Source organism: Moorena producens 3L, assembly GCF_000211815.1.
In the GTDB taxonomy this organism is placed as follows: domain Bacteria; phylum Cyanobacteriota; class Cyanobacteriia; order Cyanobacteriales; family Coleofasciculaceae; genus Moorena; species Moorena producens.
In genome coordinates this window covers 223,691-239,013 of the sequence record NZ_GL890840.1, presented here as the reverse complement: position 1 = coordinate 239,013, position 15,323 = coordinate 223,691, and the positions used below count along the sequence as shown (strand labels likewise).

Sequence of the window (15,323 nt, the reverse complement as noted above, 5' to 3'; positions counted from 1 at the left end):
TTGGGTACACCTAGGTATGCACTGCCCACCAACGGATGAATCACAATAGAACAGATGTAGGGTGGGCAGTGCCACAGAAAGATTAATTTGTTTGGGTACACCCAGGTATGCACTGCCCACCAAGGATCAATCACGAATCCTGGGCAAATCGTGAAATGGGAAAATCGGGAAATAGCGCAGATTTTTATTAACGCTAATCTTCGGATAATAACCTTAAACCTTCTAACCTTAAACCTTCTAACCTTAAACCTTCTAACCTTAACCTTGGCCAATAGGCCACGCTACGCGAACAACCTTCAACCTTTTAACCTTAAACCTGATAACCTTCTAACCTTAGGGTGCATCTCCTAAAAGCTGTTTGACACGGTGGTGCGTTACGGGGCGGGCTATCCAAAGCCTGGCTACGAGGCGGAAAATGAGGCCCCCCCTAACGCACCCTACGCAACTAACCTTCTAACCTTCAACCTTCTAACCTTCAACTTTCTAACCTTAAACCTTCTAACCTTCTAACTTTCTAACCTTCTAACCTTAAACCTTCTAACCTTCAACCTTTTAACCTTCTAACCTTGGCCTTTGGCCACGCTACGCGAACAACCTCAAAAAAAAATAGCCGCAGAAATACCTTCCACGGCTAGGAATTTTTAGCTATGCCTCAACTTTCGAAACCAATCCAGAAATGATCCCATAGGATTGACCAAAGGTCACGCTACGCGAACAAACCTGATACTTTGGCCAGGGGGGTTCCCCCCCCTATAACTTAATAGTTTAACCCAAATTTAAATACTTGGTCATCATCGTGATGAATTCGCCAGGAATTCCAGTCGGCTGAAGGGGGCTCCACTCCGATATTTCGGCGTAACCCCGTGCATAAAGGGTATGCATAGTGTTGTTTATTGCCCGGCGGGACCCCTTCAGAATGTGCTTAATGGGGTATTTTTTTTGGGAACGTTCCTGAGGAGTATTACTAGGAGTGATATCCTCAGGATTGTTTTGTGGATCTGGGCGAAAGTTGTCAGACATAGTTCAAAATTACTTTTGAATTTAACATTTATAATCATAACGATTATAAATGTATTTGTCAAGGGTTTTTAGATTTTTTTTTGGAGGGGTAATGGAAGAAAATTAATAATTAAGAATGTAGAATTTAGAATTAAGAATGTAGAATTAATAATTTAGTGCGTAGGGTGCGTTAGGGGCGGGCTCGCCCTAATTTTATACTTCGTAGCCAGTATTGGGATAGCCCGCCCCGTAACGCACCACCAAGTATAAGTTAGAAGTTAGAAGTTAGAAGTTAGAAGTTAGAATCGCAAACAGGGCACATAGTAAAAATGTTAGCGTTTGTTTTTTTTTGATTTAATTTACTGATAGCCTTGGAAACAGAAAAAAAAATAAACTATATCCGATAAGTTATTATAGGTATATAAAATAAATTGTGATAACTTTTTCCATTACTACCTAATCCCTGCTCCCTACTCCCTGCTCCCTACTCCCTGGATTTTTTTGTATTAGAATAAATAAAAATAGGATTTTCTGCATCTACTGGTTAAAGCTATAGAGTTAACTGGAGGCTAATTGGTGAGCGATTCGAGTAGATTGATAAAAATCTCAGGGTGGGAGGGCTCAGAAGCCAGTATGGATGTGGTGTTTGTTCACGGACTTGGAGGTGATCCCAGAGGCACGTGGCATCACCAGCATGGAATAAATGATGATAATTTTTGGCCAGTTTGGTTAGGAAAAGAGCAGCTAGGTCTTAACATCTGGTCTTTTGGATATGACGCGAAAGCAACAAAGTGGCAAAGCAATGGCAGTATGCCCCTTTTCGATCAAGCCAGTAATTTATTAGATTGGTTAAACAGCTGCGATCTCGGCAAGCGTCCATTAGTATTTATTACTCATAGTATGGGCGGGCTTTTAGTCAAAAAGATGCTTAGTAGTGCTAATAATTTTGATAACTATAAAGGGATTATTGAGCAGACTAAAGGCATAGTATTTCTGGCTACTCCCCACACTGGTGCTCATCTAGCTAATTTAATTGATAATATTGGTGTTTTCGCACGAACCACCGTAAGTGTCGAGGAACTAAAAGCTCATGACTCTCAGTTACGGGAATTAAATGAGTGGTATAGAGAAAACGTTCGGAGTCTAGAAATTGCCACCAAAGTCTATTATGAAACCCAGCCTGTAAAAGGGATTTTAGTTGTAGACGAAGATAGTGCCAACCCAGGCATTGAAGGAGTGAAGCCGGTTGCCATACCAAAGCACCATATTGACCTATGTAAACCAGGGTAAGCGCAAGAAAAAATTGCCCATAATGTGCATTGGCTGGATATCGGTTGATCGTGGCTCGAAACCCCTATAATCTCGTAGAACTTGATTCTCAATAGAGTTTAATAGTTGATAATGAACCCAGTTTTTTCTCAATAAGCTACAGCTTATTGATTCTTGCGCTTACCCTGCTATGTAAACCAGATTCTCAAAACAGTTTGGTCTATCTTGGTGTCAAGAAATTTATTGAGGAATGCCTCAAAAAAAAACAAATAACCTTAAATTCCCCGACTAACATTAGTATCAATAGTGGCACTCCCTACTTTGTCGGTAGAGACACTCAACTTGAGCAGCTCCATGAGGAACTTCAAAAGACCGATAGATTAGCCATTTGCGCCATTGCCGGAATGGGCGGTATTGGCAAAACCGAGTTAGCTTTACAATATGCTCTGAGATATCAGGATAACTACCCTGGTGGTAGGTGCTGGTTTCCAGTGCGCGGGCTAGATCTGGGGATTCAAGTTGTTAGTTTTGGGCGTACGGAATTAGGATTAACCATTCCAGATGAACTAGATTTCAACGAGCAGGTAAGATACTGCTGGAGAAATTGGCCAGAGGGAACAGCATTGATCGTGCTGGATGATGTGGCTTCTTTCAGCAATGACTACAAACAAAGAATTAAACCCTATTTACCTCCAGCTGAATCCCGCTTCAAAGTACTGGTCACCAGTCGTCAGCGTCCAGGGGCTTCTTACCGACGAATTGACTTGGATGTACTATCCCCAGAGGCAGCATTAGAATTATTGCGTTCGCGTAGCGTGGCCTACGGCCAATCGCTTGTTGGAAAAGAGCGCATTGATAAAGAACTAACCGAAGCAGAAGCCTTATGTGAATGGTTGGGTTATTTGCCTTTGGGTTTAGAGTTAGTGGGACGATATTTAGATCTACATCCGACCTTAACTATTGCTAAAGTTCAGAAACGTTTAGAGAAAAAGAAATTAGCAGCTAAGGCATTACTTGACCCCACAGAAGAAGGGGAAATGACAGCCCAGTTGGGAGTAGCAGCAGCCTTTGAGTTATCCTGGGAAGATTTGAAAGATTGTCCAGAAGTCCAGCAGTTGGGATGTCGTCTGAGTCTGTTTGCTCCTGCTCCTTTTGAGTGGTCCCTGGTAGAGAAGTGTGTTATCGAAACTGAAGATGACCGGGAAGAAGAACAAGAAGAGTTGGAGGAATTACGCGATCGCGTAGCGTGGCCTACGGCCAATCGCAGTTTACTGAAACTGAACCTGTTGCAACTGACTGAACAGCAAACCTATCAACTCCATCCACTAATTCGAGAATTTTTCCTGACCAAGCTGGCTCAATTACCAGAGGCCGATAGCTACAAGCAAAGCTTTTGTAAGACAATGGTGGCTGTTGCCAAAACAATTCCCCAGACACCAACTCGCGATCAGATTGCAGTAGTTACCCCCGCCATCCCTCATTTAGACGAAGTTGCCACAGTCCTAACTGACTGGCTCAGGGATGAAGATTTAATATTGCCTTTTGTTGGCTTAGGAATATTCTATCAAGGTCGAGGTACCTATGACCAGGCTGAACCTTGGTATGAGAAATGTTTAGACATCACCAAAAGCCGCATGGGAGAAGACCATCCCGATGTAGCAACTAGTCGAGGCTACCTGGCATTACTCTACCAAGTTCAGGGGCGTTACCATGAAGCGGAACCCCTGTTTGTCCAGGCTTTGGACATGACAAAGCAGCTGCTGGGTGAGAAGCATCCCCATGTAGCCAGTAGTCTTAACAACCTGGCATTACTCTACCAAGTTCAGGGGCGTTACCATGAAGCGGAACCCCTGTTTGTCCAGGCTTTGGACATGACAAAGCAGCTGCTGGGTGAGAAGCATCCCCATGTAGCCAGTAGTCTTAACAACCTGGCATTACTCTACCAAGTTCAGGGGCGTTACCATGAAGCGGAACCCCTGTTTGTCCAGGCTTTGGACATGACAAAGCAGCTGCTGGGTGAGAAGCATCCCCATGTAGCCAGTAGTCTTAACAACCTGGCATTACTCTACCAAGTTCAGGGGCGTTACCATCAAGCAGAACCCCTGTTTGTCCAGGCTTTGGACATGACAAAGCAGCTGCTGGGTCATGACCATCCCGATGTCGTCAGTAGTCTCAACAACCTGGCAGATCTCTACAAAGCTCAGGGGCGTTACCATGAAGCAGAACCCCTGTTTGTCCAGGCTTTGGACATGACAAAGCAGCTGCTGGGTCATGACCATCCCCATGTAGCCAGTATTCTCAACAATCTGGCAGATCTCTACAAAGCTCAGGGGCGTTACCATGAAGCAGAACCCCTGTTTGTCCAGGCTTTGGACATGACAAAGCAGCTGCTGGGTCATGACCATCCCCATGTAGCCAGTATTCTCAACAATCTGGCAGATCTCTACCAAGCTCAGGGGCGTTACCATGAAGCAGAACCCCTGTATGTCCAGGCTTTGGACATGAGAAAGCAGCTGCTGGGTCAAGAACATCCCGATGTAGCCAGTAGTCTCAACAACCTGGCATTACTCTACCAAGTTCAGGGGCGTTACGATGAAGCGGAACCCCTGTATGTCCAGGCTTTGGACATGAGAAAGCAGCTGCTGGGTCAAGAACATCCCGATGTAGCCAGTAGTCTCAACAACCTGGGATTACTCTACTATGCTCAGGGGCGTTACCATGAAGCGGAACCCCTGTATGTCCAGGCTTTGGATATTGCAGAACGGAAGTTAGGATCAAATCATCCTAATACTGTTACCTACCGTAATAATCTAGAAAGATTGCGGGATGATTTGTCACAGCGATCAGTATATATAGCACTTATAGGACTTGTGAGGTACAAATTTCTGGGTTTTAGGAAGCAGCGAAGACGGAAGAGGCAAGACGGAAGAGGGAAAAAATAATGTGTACCTCATGAGTCCTAGAAACGCTATACTTCGGTTGCTATAAATTATTAATTCTAAATTATTAATTCTAAATTATTAATTTAATTCAAGCTTATTTTCGGGAGGATATGATGCAAGAGTCAGTAGTTTATCAACGAATTATTCGCCAAGGATTAGAACAAGGAAAGCGCAATGAGGTTAAGTTAATTATCCGTCTACTAAACCGTCGATTAGGTCAGATAAATCCCCAATTACAAAATCAAATTGAGGAATTATCCTTTGACCAGTTGGAGGATTTAGGAGAAGCGTTGTTAGATTTTGAAACTGAGGTGGATTTGACCAATTGGTTGCACCAGTTTAGGGATAAGTAAAATTCCGTTAGGGGTGGCACTCAAAAGCAATGCCATGGGGAGCTGCTAGAGTGTGTAATGCAAAATTTAGAATGTAGAATTTAGAATGTAGAATTTAGAATTGGGAATTGGGAATTGGGAATTCAAAATAATTTAGAATGGGCAAAGGTATAATTTTTAATTCTTAATTCTTCATTCTTCATTCTTCATTCCTCATTCTTAATTCTTCATTCTTCATTCTTCATTCTAAATTCTACATTCTTCTGACCCCAATTAAGTAGACTTCAACAGCCATAGACTAAGTAAGCCCAGTCTGAAGATTTCTTTCCCTAATGGTGCTTGATCTGAACAGATGTCATGCCTGTAGTCAGCTTGAATCTGTTCCTGAGTCAAAGCCCGACTGTAAATTCGTACACCAGCCAAAAGTCCGGAGTACTGATAGTCAAGATTGCCTTGAATATCACGGAATTGCCCCAGCCGTAGGGGTCTACCAGGGGAAGGCGCTATCGGGTTGTCAGTCTGATTGGGAATCCGACGGATGTTGCCGTTAAAGTCTTGAACTTCTTCGATGTGGCTTTGGATGCCATTGATGTAGGTCTGCATGATAAACCTACCGGGAGCAACTTCACCAAAGGTTGCAGCCATATGGGTCCATTGACCACCATGGACGATATCCTCACTGACTACACCACCACTGCCGCTAGTTTCGTCTGCTTCCTTCGGTAATCCTTGGGTGACATTGTTAGGGATGATAGTCAGAATCAGATTGCGATCGGTTTGTAGAGTACTCAGAAAAAGATACCAGGAAAATGCTTTGCATATGGGCTGTGGGCAGGCTCCAAAACCAACTTCTCCATCAGGGTAAGTACCCTGGGGAGGATCGGTAAAGGCTGGGTTTGCTTTGATGTAATCAACCTTAACCCAAGTTTCCACGGTCAGGTTAGCCAGATCTGGGAAATTGGGAACCTCAACGTATTGTGCAAAGGACATTTGCGGTGATTCGCCGCTATCTGATAAGCGTCTGAGAACGTTATAGTTCAGGGATGCTGAACCAACAAACCCTGGCGGGACATCCGCTGAGGGAGCCAGAGGATGGGCATCGGGATCGTGCTGGATCATACCGTCAAAGGTTCCAGGATTAGCTGTGTTCCTGATCACTCCGTTTTCAGTTGGAGTTTCAAATAAATACTCAGCTACCAAATCTGTGGGATCGGGGGTAAACATTTCTGTTTTTATTCTGCTTAGACTTTGGAGAAAATTTGATGTTTTCCCTTTTGTTTCTACTCAAAACAATGGGCTAACAAATCTATTGTCTCGGCTCCCTTAGATAGTGACAGTACCCTTTGAGGGTACTATTTTGTCAAAAGTCCAATATTAGTAGCAGAATTAGCGATTGTTTCTAAAAAAACCTGAGACTATAGTGCAGGCAATATTTCCCCACTGCAATAATTTTCGGAATTATAGTGGATTGCTATAGTATTCGTTGATGCTTTTGATGCTTTACCGTAGCAGCTCTTTGGTTAGCATCGCGTTTTTAATCCTAATAACGCCAGTAAGGACGACCTTTCCAAAATACCCCTAGGATTACTCCAATCAAAGAATTCATGGAAAACCCAACTAGCCCAGGAGGGATTGGAAGTTGGGACTTGAGCAATAGACCGACGATAAGGCACAACACTAAAGCCCAGAGACTAGAGGTATTCAGGAGTAGCTGGGACTGCCAACGTTCACAAATATAAACTCCTAACACCCCAACTCCTATAGTCGCAGCGAAAAACCAGATTATTACTAGGGGTCGAGAAAATAGTAGCACCGAGACGGGACGGAAAATTTCTGATTGAGTCAAGACCCATATCAACAGGTTCTCTAGAGCAACTACCAGCACAGTGGTGAAGGCAGCTACTTTCGACAGAGCTAGCCAAGGCTGTTGCTTAAAATTATGCCAAGGGTTATTCATGTTATGCTTCCTTTGACTTGGTTGAGGATTTTAAAAAAAGCGATGCAGCGCGGTCTTGGGGGTTTCCCCCATGAGCGACTGCATCAAGAAGTGTAGCGAGCTGGAAAACCTTGTCTGGGATTGTCTGATCATGAACTTGCCAATCGTCTATCACCAGGACTATGTCGCACCTCTGCCAGACGGGCATCGCTTTCCCATGCCTAAATTTGGGAAACTCTACCAACTACTGCTACAAGAAGACATTGCCACTCCTAAACAATTCCACACTCCAGACCTTCCCCCACTAGAGTGGCTCCACCTGGTTCACACCCCCGCCTATGTTCAAGCTTACTATGAAGGTACTCTTGACCCGAAAGCTGTGCGACGCATTGGCTTACCTTGGAGTCCAGCATTAGTAAAGCGTACCTGTACTGCCGTAGGTGGCACCATTCTTACGGCTAAACTCGCCCTAAGCCAAGGGTTAGCCTGCAATACTGCTGGTGGTACCCATCATGCTTTTCCCAATTATGGTTCAGGGTTTTGTATCTTTAATGATTTAGCGATCGCATCCCGTGTTCTCCAACAACTGGGACTAGTTCAGAAAATTTTAATTGTTGACCTAGATGTCCACCAAGGAGACGGTACCGCCTTTATCTTCCAAAACGAGCACAGTGTCTTCACCTTTTCCATGCACTGTGAAGTCAATTTCCCTAGCAAGAAACAAAAAAGCGACTTAGACATTCCCCTACCAGAGGGGATGGATGATGATGCCTATCTACAAACCCTAGCCAAGTATCTTCCGGACTTACTCTCAGGATTCAAACCCAATTTAGTGCTCTACGATGCTGGAGTTGACCCCCATGTAGAAGACCACTTGGGGAAATTAGCCCTGACCGACACAGGAATCTACCGTCGGGATATGCAAGTGTTGAGTACCTGTGTAGCAGCTGGCATCCCAGTGGCTAGTGTGATTGGTGGTGGCTACGGTAATGATTTCGATGCCCTGATCTATCGCCACTCTTTACTCCACCGTGCTGCTCTTCAGGTCTATCGCCAGTGTAAGCTTTGATGGCAAACTAAAGAAGGAGGAATTATTTGGTCGTTATTGATAGGATTGATAGCTAGATAAGGTAGATACATTCCCTAGAGCTACGACCAACGCTACACCCCACTCCCAATTTACCATTCCCCATTAGAAAAAACTGTGCTGCTATCCAAAGGCTTTGAAGTAGAAATGTATACCGGCACTCCCAAAGGGGATATTGTCGGTTTTTCCGATCAGATTGTTGCATCCCTCGACGGATTTGTCCGAGAGCCAGATCAGCGCAATGTAGAATACACCACTGCTCCTTTATGTTGCTATGACCGTCTCTTATGTGCTTTAGTGCGTCCCCGACAACAGCTGCGACAGTATTTAAAAAGCTTGGGTAACTATACACTAATTCCCGGCAGTACCCTGTCCTTAGGTAAAAGCGATCGCTTTTACCGTTCTGACCCCAATAATCCTTACCATTCCTACATTGAGACCACCTACGGCACTAAGGTTGTTACTGCCAGCATCCATATCAATGTGGGCATCTCTGACCCAGAAATCCTGATGCGAGCTTGTCGTCTGGTGCGAATGGAAGCTCCACTATACCTAGCCCTGAGTGCATCTTCCCCCTTTCTGGACGGTAAAACCACTGGCTATCACTCCACCCGCTGGGGAATGTTTCCCAAAACTCCCTCTGATGTTCCTTTATTTGAAAGCCATCGTCACTTTATCCAGTGGAATGAAGAGCAACTCGTTGCTGGTACCATGTTTAATGTCCGTCATCTGTGGACCTCTGTGCGCCCCAATGGCAACCGACGGCCCTATGATCTCAACCGCCTAGAGCTGAGAATCTGTGATTTAATGGTCGATCCCATTGCCCTGTTAGCGGTTATGGCACTATTGGAAGCACGCCTGATACAACTGATTCATGATCCCAGTCTTGACCCCCTGGAGATAAGTAAAATACCTGCCAACAACCGTTCAGCTGACTTGATTGGCCTCACCGATGCCAATGAAATCGCTGCGGCTGAATCCAGTTTGGATGCGCAACTGAGGCATTGGGAGGATGGCAGACTAATTCTGGCCAGAGATTGGATTGAGGAACTTTATCAAGAGGTGTGGCCGGTAGCGAAAAAACACGGTTTTAGTTGCTTCCTCTCACCGATTAAGAAAATTCTACGGGAAGGAAACACCGCTGGCCAGTGGTTACAACTTCATTCAGTGGGTGTTGATCCTCGCCAAGTGATGATTCAAGCCATTCAATCCATGGCTGAGCAAGAGTCGCAACTAGAAGATCAATTGTGTCAGTCCCTGGTAGCCTAACTGACTAACAGCTTTGTTATTCAACTACAATTAAATAGCTAAAGTTGTCATCGCAATTTTAGGTTAGGGGGAATCCGGATTCCCCCTAACCTCGCGATGGCATTTTTTATGAATTTTTTTTAATTTTTTAGAGTTTTTGTAAAGACAACCGCCTCAATTGAATAATTTTTTTGCCAAGTGAAATGCTGTGAAATATAAGAATATCTAATATATGCTTCAACGAAAACTAATATAAGAAAAACATATATGATCTATATCACTAGGTAGAGGTTATCTGAAATACAGACAAAAATATTGACCTTAGGTATGCCTATAGTACTATGACCTAAGATATATATCCAATGCTCCTCGAACCTGAATCCCTTGAACTCATTCAAATAAATCTTTTAGGTGCCCTTGACACCCGTTCGCCCACACCCGTTCGCCCACACCCCACACCCAGTATAGCTTTAAAGCTACTTGTTACCACTTCAAATACCAATAGGCGATCGCCCATTTGTTTTCTAATCAGGGGTTTTAGACCCAGATTTGGTATGAATATAGATTAGGGTCAGACGTGTTATATCATGTCAGGATAATTACCCTTAATAAAAATCTCCCTATCTCCCGTTTATCCCTATCTCCCCATCTCCCCACACCGACCTTTCTCCCCACCCTCCCCACCCTCTCTTTAATTATGGGTATTAAACCAGACTTGATATTAAGGGTTTCATGGTAAAAGTTGTCTTAATCAACCCGCAAATTCCACCGAATACCGGCAATATTGCCCGAACTTGCGCCGCCACCACTACTCAATTGCACTTAGTGGGTCCGTTGGGTTTTGAAATTAGCGATCGCTACTTGAAACGAGCAGGACTAGATTATTGGCCCTATGTAGATCTTAAATATCATGATTCCTTTGATGCATTTGTCAGCTATCACCAGAAGCAAGAGGGGCGATGGATTGGCTTTACCAAGAGAGGAACATACAACTATATTAAGTTTCAGTTTCAGCCCAAGGACTGGTTATTGTTTGGCTGCGAAACCACAGGTTTGCCTCCCCATGTGTTAGAGGCTTGTCAGGCTAAAGTCTTTATCCCCATGACCCAGCCAGGAGTGCGCAGCTTAAATCTCTCCGTCAGTGCTGCCCTTGGCTTATTTGAGGCCAGGCGTCAGTTGGGTTACTTGGAATAGGTGTTTTCTGTGTTAATAATTAGGACTTACTAAGTTGACTTGGTTTCGGTATTGTATAATTTGTATAAATTTTTGATATAGATTTCTTTTGTATAGATTTACTTGTATAGATTTTTCTTATAGATTTAGTTGTATCGATTTAGTTGTATCGATTTAGGTTTAAGCCTTAACCGTTTGAGTTTTAATTTGACCTTAAACCTAGATTATATCACTAATAAAATCAGCTGTCAATAGAAATATCGAAAGCGACTTTAGTCGCTGTTTGCCTTCTCCTACTCTTGCCGGACTACGATAGAAAAATTACATGGGGAGCAGCTGATCACCCCACTCAAAAAATACTTATCCCCCTTCAGGGGTTTAAACACTATAGCTAGAGTTAAAATACCTAATTTACCCTCTACTGATGGTGTAAATAGGAAATGTCTGTAGAAATGTGTAATTTTTGTGAAAAACAATCCCTCTGCTGGGAATTCCCTAGGTGATCAATCAATAACTAGATTTTTAGATTTGGTTAAACTGTGTAAAAACGTTTTGTCGCACAAGTCGGTTTTAATCAGGGAAAGACGTCAAAACAAGCATCTTTGGGTAGAATCAAGGACTGTCAGCCTACAGCTGACCGGACGCACCTTGGTTGAATGAGTTAGTGTGTGTAGAATTACTCACCAAAAATTCAGCTATCTAGAAGACTGAAATTACTTAAGACATATAAGAAATTTCTATCATAAACAGTAGGATTACCGAGAAATCACCGATAGATTTTGCTGATATCAAATGGGGAGTGTTCAGTATACCAAACCAACTATCAGTAGATAAAAGGAGGATTTGAAGGATTTTGTGAGCACACCATCAACTAGCAACCCACCAGGATTAAGATCCGGGTTGATACAGGATTATACGGTTGTTGTCTTACCCAAAATTCGCGTAGAGTTCAGCTGTAACCAGTCAGTTGCTTCGAGATTACCATCGCTGTTTTTATGGCGCTCAAACAGAATAATCAGCAAATATGCTCGATTTTATTGGGTTACTGAGGGTGGTTTCCCGGAGAAGGCCTGATTAGCCAGTTACTTTATATGCATATATATGCAGCATATGCAGCAATCCTTAACGGCAGCCGTGGTCAATCCCGACAAGATCTCTGCTATGGGATGTTGTCCACCTAGTTGTCTAAGGATAATTACTTATCAATGGCTTCAAGGTGTATCTAGCTATTGCCGTCAAGGAATAAATTTTTTAGTAGTCATGTGAGCTTGTCTAAATCAAAGAAGCACGGTAATCTTTGCTAAGTCTGCCAAATAGATGTGATTTGGATCACACTTTAGAAGTGAGTCACATCATTGACTGGTAAAAAATAAATCAGGAACTGTTAAGCGCTCGTCAAACACCAGGAGGACGTTTTTGAAAGGAACACTTACTGATAAGGTCAATCATGTTCCGACCTGTGCAGCAGAGTCATCGGATTCGTCATCGAAACTACCTGCAAGTAATCATGCGGTCGGTGCAGTAATTCCCCTTGAGGTGAACCGTAAGGCTCGTACCTCAGCAGCCATGATTGGATTGGCGATTTCCATGGGGGCATCTGGGTTACTATTACCTCAACAGGGTGATGAAGCAATGGCATTCGAGCCAGTTGCTCCTGACCCAAGTGGGACGAATCTACCAGCAGCCGAATTTAAGGTTACCGCTGTTTCAAGCCCCTCATTGCTAAACCCGGCTAAGGAGGGACAAGGGGGTGTGGCATCAAAGCCAGCCTCACCCCCAGAACTTGCGATTCGGCAAAGCCGTTCGCGTTCGCGCAGCGTCGCCTACGGCGAAAGCGTGGCCTACGGCCTCCGCTACGGGAACGGGAATTTTAACAAGCTCAAAACCGATGACACTCTCCCAGTAGCCAGGAAGTCTACCATTGGTGAGGTTAAGGGTACTGATGTCAAAGCCTCATCTAAGTCTGAGGGTGTAGAGCCAAAACAGTTGCTAGCATCTGCACCAGTATCAAAATCGGGTAACCTGTCAACGGATGCATCACAAGCTGTTTCCGACAAGACCAATAATCTTTTAAAAGCTAGACAAGACCTAGCCCTCAAGCGCCTCCAAAAACATCGAAACCGTCTGAGCAAAAGTCTGGTTCAGTTGAGGTCCGAGGAGTTTAACAAGTCTTATGAACTGGCATCAGCGACCCTTGGTTCTAGCCCACACACTTTACCCCCTGCAGTGCTAAAACCTGAGGGTTCAGTAACACAAACATCGCAGCCCATTGTTACGGTACCTACAGCTCCGGCGACGCTCCCACAGCCAAGGCCGAAAGTTGCTGTATCACCAGCCTTAACCCAATCAACTAGATCTGAGCCACTACCGGTGGTCATTCCAGTACCGACTCCAGAAACAACTGTCATATCGGCAGTCAAACCATCAGTTTTCAAGGTCAGTACTCCAAGAATTGCATCGGCTACAACCAAGGTAACTACAGAGCAACTAAATGTACCACAGCCAGTGGTGGTGGGAACTAGGCTGTCATCTACTGGTAACTCTTTTCACCAGGTCAAAGCTGGTGAAACCCTCGATTCTATTGCCCGTAGTTATGGTTTATCCCGCTCAGAGCTAGTCTTAGCCAATCAGCTAGATAATCCTCACCTAATTGAAATTAATCAACAGCTGAAAATTCCTCAAGTTGGGACATTCGATCAGCAACAGTCGTCAGTAACTTTGCTATCTAGCAACAGCCCGAAATCTGAACCTTGGAAGCCAGCAATAGGGCGACCATTGGATTTAGAAACAACTATCTCTGTTAAGACTTCTACTAGTCGAGATCAAGTCACATCCGTATCTATAGAGGAAAAACCTAAAGTAAAACCGGTAACTGAGACCATTCTGGCTCAATCGACCTCAGACAGTGGTCTGCTAGCTCAAGCTACTTCCTCGATTGAAAATCAGCCTCTAGAGTCTATTAACTCTCAGCGCAACTCCTATGTTGAAAAATTAAGGGCTGATATTCTCAAGATGCGAGAAGAAATCCGGGACAATAAAACCAGCCCAGAGGAAAGCAAACCAATCAACCTAGGAACTCCTACTAACGAGCCAGTTGCTGATCCCTCAGACAAGGAGTCTAAATCTGTCGAGATCACTCCCCAGTGGAATCCTGAGAATAATCAAGCAACCGGTGCGAAAGAGTCGGAATTATTATTACCGCAGCCACCGACAGCTCCACAGGTTCCTATTGCTATTCCAAGACCTCAGCCACCCCGGAAAACTCGACGCAGTTCTATTGCCATTCCTGTGCCTCCACCTGAGGTATCACAACCGAGAAGGATAGCTGTAGCTCCTGCCCCACCGGAACGATTTAACCCAATGATCCGCATACCGGTAGGAAAACCTGTTTCACCAGGAGTGCCACCTCTGTCTACACCAGATATGTACTTGCCAGATAGCCCTAACCGCTTTAACGGATATATCTGGCCAAGTAATGGTGTGATTACCTCAGGTTATGGTCGGCGTTGGGGACGGATGCACAAGGGTATTGATATTGCAGCTCCGATTGGGACACCAATTATGGCAGCAGCCCCTGGTGTTGTAGTCAGTGCTGGTTGGAATTCAGGTGGCTACGGTAAATTGGTGGAAATCAAGCATCCTGATGGTAGTCTGACCCTTTATGCCCACAACAGCCGAATTTTTGTGCGTCGTGGACAACAGGTTGGCCAAGGTCAACGAATTGCCGCTATGGGTAGCACAGGTTATAGCACTGGTCCTCACTTACACTTTGAGGTACATCCCAGAGGTCGGGGAGCTGCAAATCCGATCGCCTATTTGCCTACAAGACGGTAATAGAGTGATTTCAAGGGAAGTATCCCAATCAGGCAAAATTACTAGGTTGAAGGAGGAGACAGAGGAAAAGGGTAAGGTAAGCAACAGGGAAGTTTCCTACTCTTCCTCAACTTCTCTGACAATATTTATGAGAAATCCCAACACTGAAAACTCCGCCACAAAGCGAGCCCAGATCAAAGTGACTAGCGCGCTTTTAGACCTAAAAAAACACAAGAGACAAAAAGTTGACACTTATCTAGCGCTATAGTATAGTTTAAGTATAGGGTACAGGCTGAAAAACTGAACGCGCCCCGCGTGGCCTTTGGCCTTGGCGCAACCGGAAGAGAGATCCGCCACTGCATGACCTAAAAGTAGTAATGCCCAGAGGGCTTGAAGTTACCGTAAGTAGAGGGTCGCCTTTATAGTCGGTAGGTTATGCAGCATAGGGAAAAGGTTTTGTAGTAAGGCGACCCTCTACTAAGGTTTCGTCTCTGGGAAAGTCCTCTTTAAAAACCCAATCGTCA

The 15,323-nt window shown here is 44.4% G+C and carries 11 protein-coding genes; 8 read left to right on the top strand and 3 right to left on the bottom strand.

Going from position 1 to position 15,323, the window contains the following annotated elements; all coding sequences use genetic code 11:
• Positions 1–150: 150 nt before the first annotated feature.
• Entirely contained in the window at positions 151–351 is a 201-nt protein-coding gene (locus tag LYNGBM3L_RS39995; RefSeq protein ID WP_131826949.1) for a hypothetical protein, read from the top strand.
• A gap of 414 nt (positions 352–765) precedes the next feature.
• Here LYNGBM3L_RS39995 and LYNGBM3L_RS07540 read toward each other — a convergent pair whose 3' ends face one another.
• The gene (locus tag LYNGBM3L_RS07540; RefSeq protein WP_008181007.1) at positions 766–1,020 is read right to left on the bottom strand and encodes a hypothetical protein; all 255 of its coding nucleotides are present in this window, start codon (positions 1,018–1,020) and stop codon (positions 766–768) included.
• 555 nt (positions 1,021–1,575) lie between these two features.
• Between LYNGBM3L_RS07540 and LYNGBM3L_RS07535 the strand changes: the two genes are divergently transcribed.
• From LYNGBM3L_RS07535 to LYNGBM3L_RS07525, 3 genes are all read left to right on the top strand, one after another.
• The gene (locus LYNGBM3L_RS07535) at positions 1,576–2,289 is read left to right on the top strand and encodes an esterase/lipase family protein (RefSeq protein ID WP_229414359.1); all 714 of its coding nucleotides are present in this window, start codon (positions 1,576–1,578) and stop codon (positions 2,287–2,289) included.
• Positions 2,290–2,435: 146 nt separating this feature from the next.
• Positions 2,436–5,210, top strand: a complete 2,775-nt coding sequence (locus LYNGBM3L_RS07530; RefSeq protein ID WP_008181004.1) for a tetratricopeptide repeat protein — start codon at positions 2,436–2,438, stop codon at positions 5,208–5,210.
• Between the two features lie 110 nt (positions 5,211–5,320).
• Positions 5,321–5,563 carry a DUF4351 domain-containing protein gene (locus tag LYNGBM3L_RS07525; RefSeq protein ID WP_229414357.1) on the top strand — a complete coding sequence of 81 codons (243 nt, stop codon included), beginning with the start codon at positions 5,321–5,323 and terminating at the stop codon, positions 5,561–5,563.
• A 252-nt stretch (positions 5,564–5,815) separates the two neighbouring features.
• On the opposite strand, the gene LYNGBM3L_RS07520 is transcribed toward LYNGBM3L_RS07525, so the two are convergent.
• Together LYNGBM3L_RS07520 and LYNGBM3L_RS07515 are read right to left on the bottom strand one after the other, a co-directional pair.
• Positions 5,816–6,766 (bottom strand): LamG-like jellyroll fold domain-containing protein, encoded by a 951-nt coding sequence (locus tag LYNGBM3L_RS07520; RefSeq protein ID WP_008180999.1) that lies wholly within the window; start codon positions 6,764–6,766, stop codon positions 5,816–5,818.
• Between the two features lie 316 nt (positions 6,767–7,082).
• Entirely contained in the window at positions 7,083–7,499 is a 417-nt protein-coding gene (locus tag LYNGBM3L_RS07515; RefSeq protein ID WP_008180997.1) for a hypothetical protein, read from the bottom strand.
• Between the two features lie 130 nt (positions 7,500–7,629).
• On the opposite strand from LYNGBM3L_RS07515, the gene LYNGBM3L_RS07510 reads away from it, so the two are divergent.
• The 4 genes from LYNGBM3L_RS07510 to LYNGBM3L_RS33740 all read left to right on the top strand — a co-directional run bounded on the left by LYNGBM3L_RS07510 (position 7,630) and on the right by LYNGBM3L_RS33740 (position 14,820).
• Complete coding sequence (locus LYNGBM3L_RS07510; protein WP_044492412.1) at positions 7,630–8,547, top strand: histone deacetylase family protein; 918 nt, start codon at positions 7,630–7,632, stop codon at positions 8,545–8,547.
• A 135-nt stretch (positions 8,548–8,682) separates the two neighbouring features.
• Positions 8,683–9,834: a glutamate--cysteine ligase gene (gshA, locus tag LYNGBM3L_RS07505; protein WP_008180992.1), complete on the top strand. Its 1,152-nt coding sequence runs from the start codon at positions 8,683–8,685 to the stop codon at positions 9,832–9,834.
• 711 nt (positions 9,835–10,545) lie between these two features.
• Positions 10,546–11,007: a tRNA (uridine(34)/cytosine(34)/5-carboxymethylaminomethyluridine(34)-2'-O)-methyltransferase TrmL gene (gene trmL / locus LYNGBM3L_RS07500; protein ID WP_008180990.1), complete on the top strand. Its 462-nt coding sequence runs from the start codon at positions 10,546–10,548 to the stop codon at positions 11,005–11,007.
• Positions 11,008–12,402: 1,395 nt separating this feature from the next.
• On the top strand, positions 12,403–14,820 hold the full coding sequence (locus tag LYNGBM3L_RS33740) for a peptidoglycan DD-metalloendopeptidase family protein (protein WP_008180987.1): 2,418 nt from the start codon (positions 12,403–12,405) through the stop codon (positions 14,818–14,820).
• Positions 14,821–15,323: the final 503 nt, after the last annotated feature.

Coding starts and splice junctions, on each gene's coding strand:
- LYNGBM3L_RS07540 (WP_008181007.1), bottom strand. CDS start 1,020: ATGTCTGACAACTTTCGCCCAGATCCACAAAACAATCCTGAGGATATC.
- LYNGBM3L_RS07525 (WP_229414357.1), top strand. CDS start 5,321: ATGATGCAAGAGTCAGTAGTTTATCAACGAATTATTCGCCAAGGATTA.
- LYNGBM3L_RS07520 (WP_008180999.1), bottom strand. CDS start 6,766: ATGTTTACCCCCGATCCCACAGATTTGGTAGCTGAGTATTTATTTGAA.
- LYNGBM3L_RS07515 (WP_008180997.1), bottom strand. CDS start 7,499: ATGAATAACCCTTGGCATAATTTTAAGCAACAGCCTTGGCTAGCTCTG.
- LYNGBM3L_RS07510 (WP_044492412.1), top strand. CDS start 7,630: ATGAACTTGCCAATCGTCTATCACCAGGACTATGTCGCACCTCTGCCA.
- trmL (WP_008180990.1), top strand. CDS start 10,546: ATGGTAAAAGTTGTCTTAATCAACCCGCAAATTCCACCGAATACCGGC.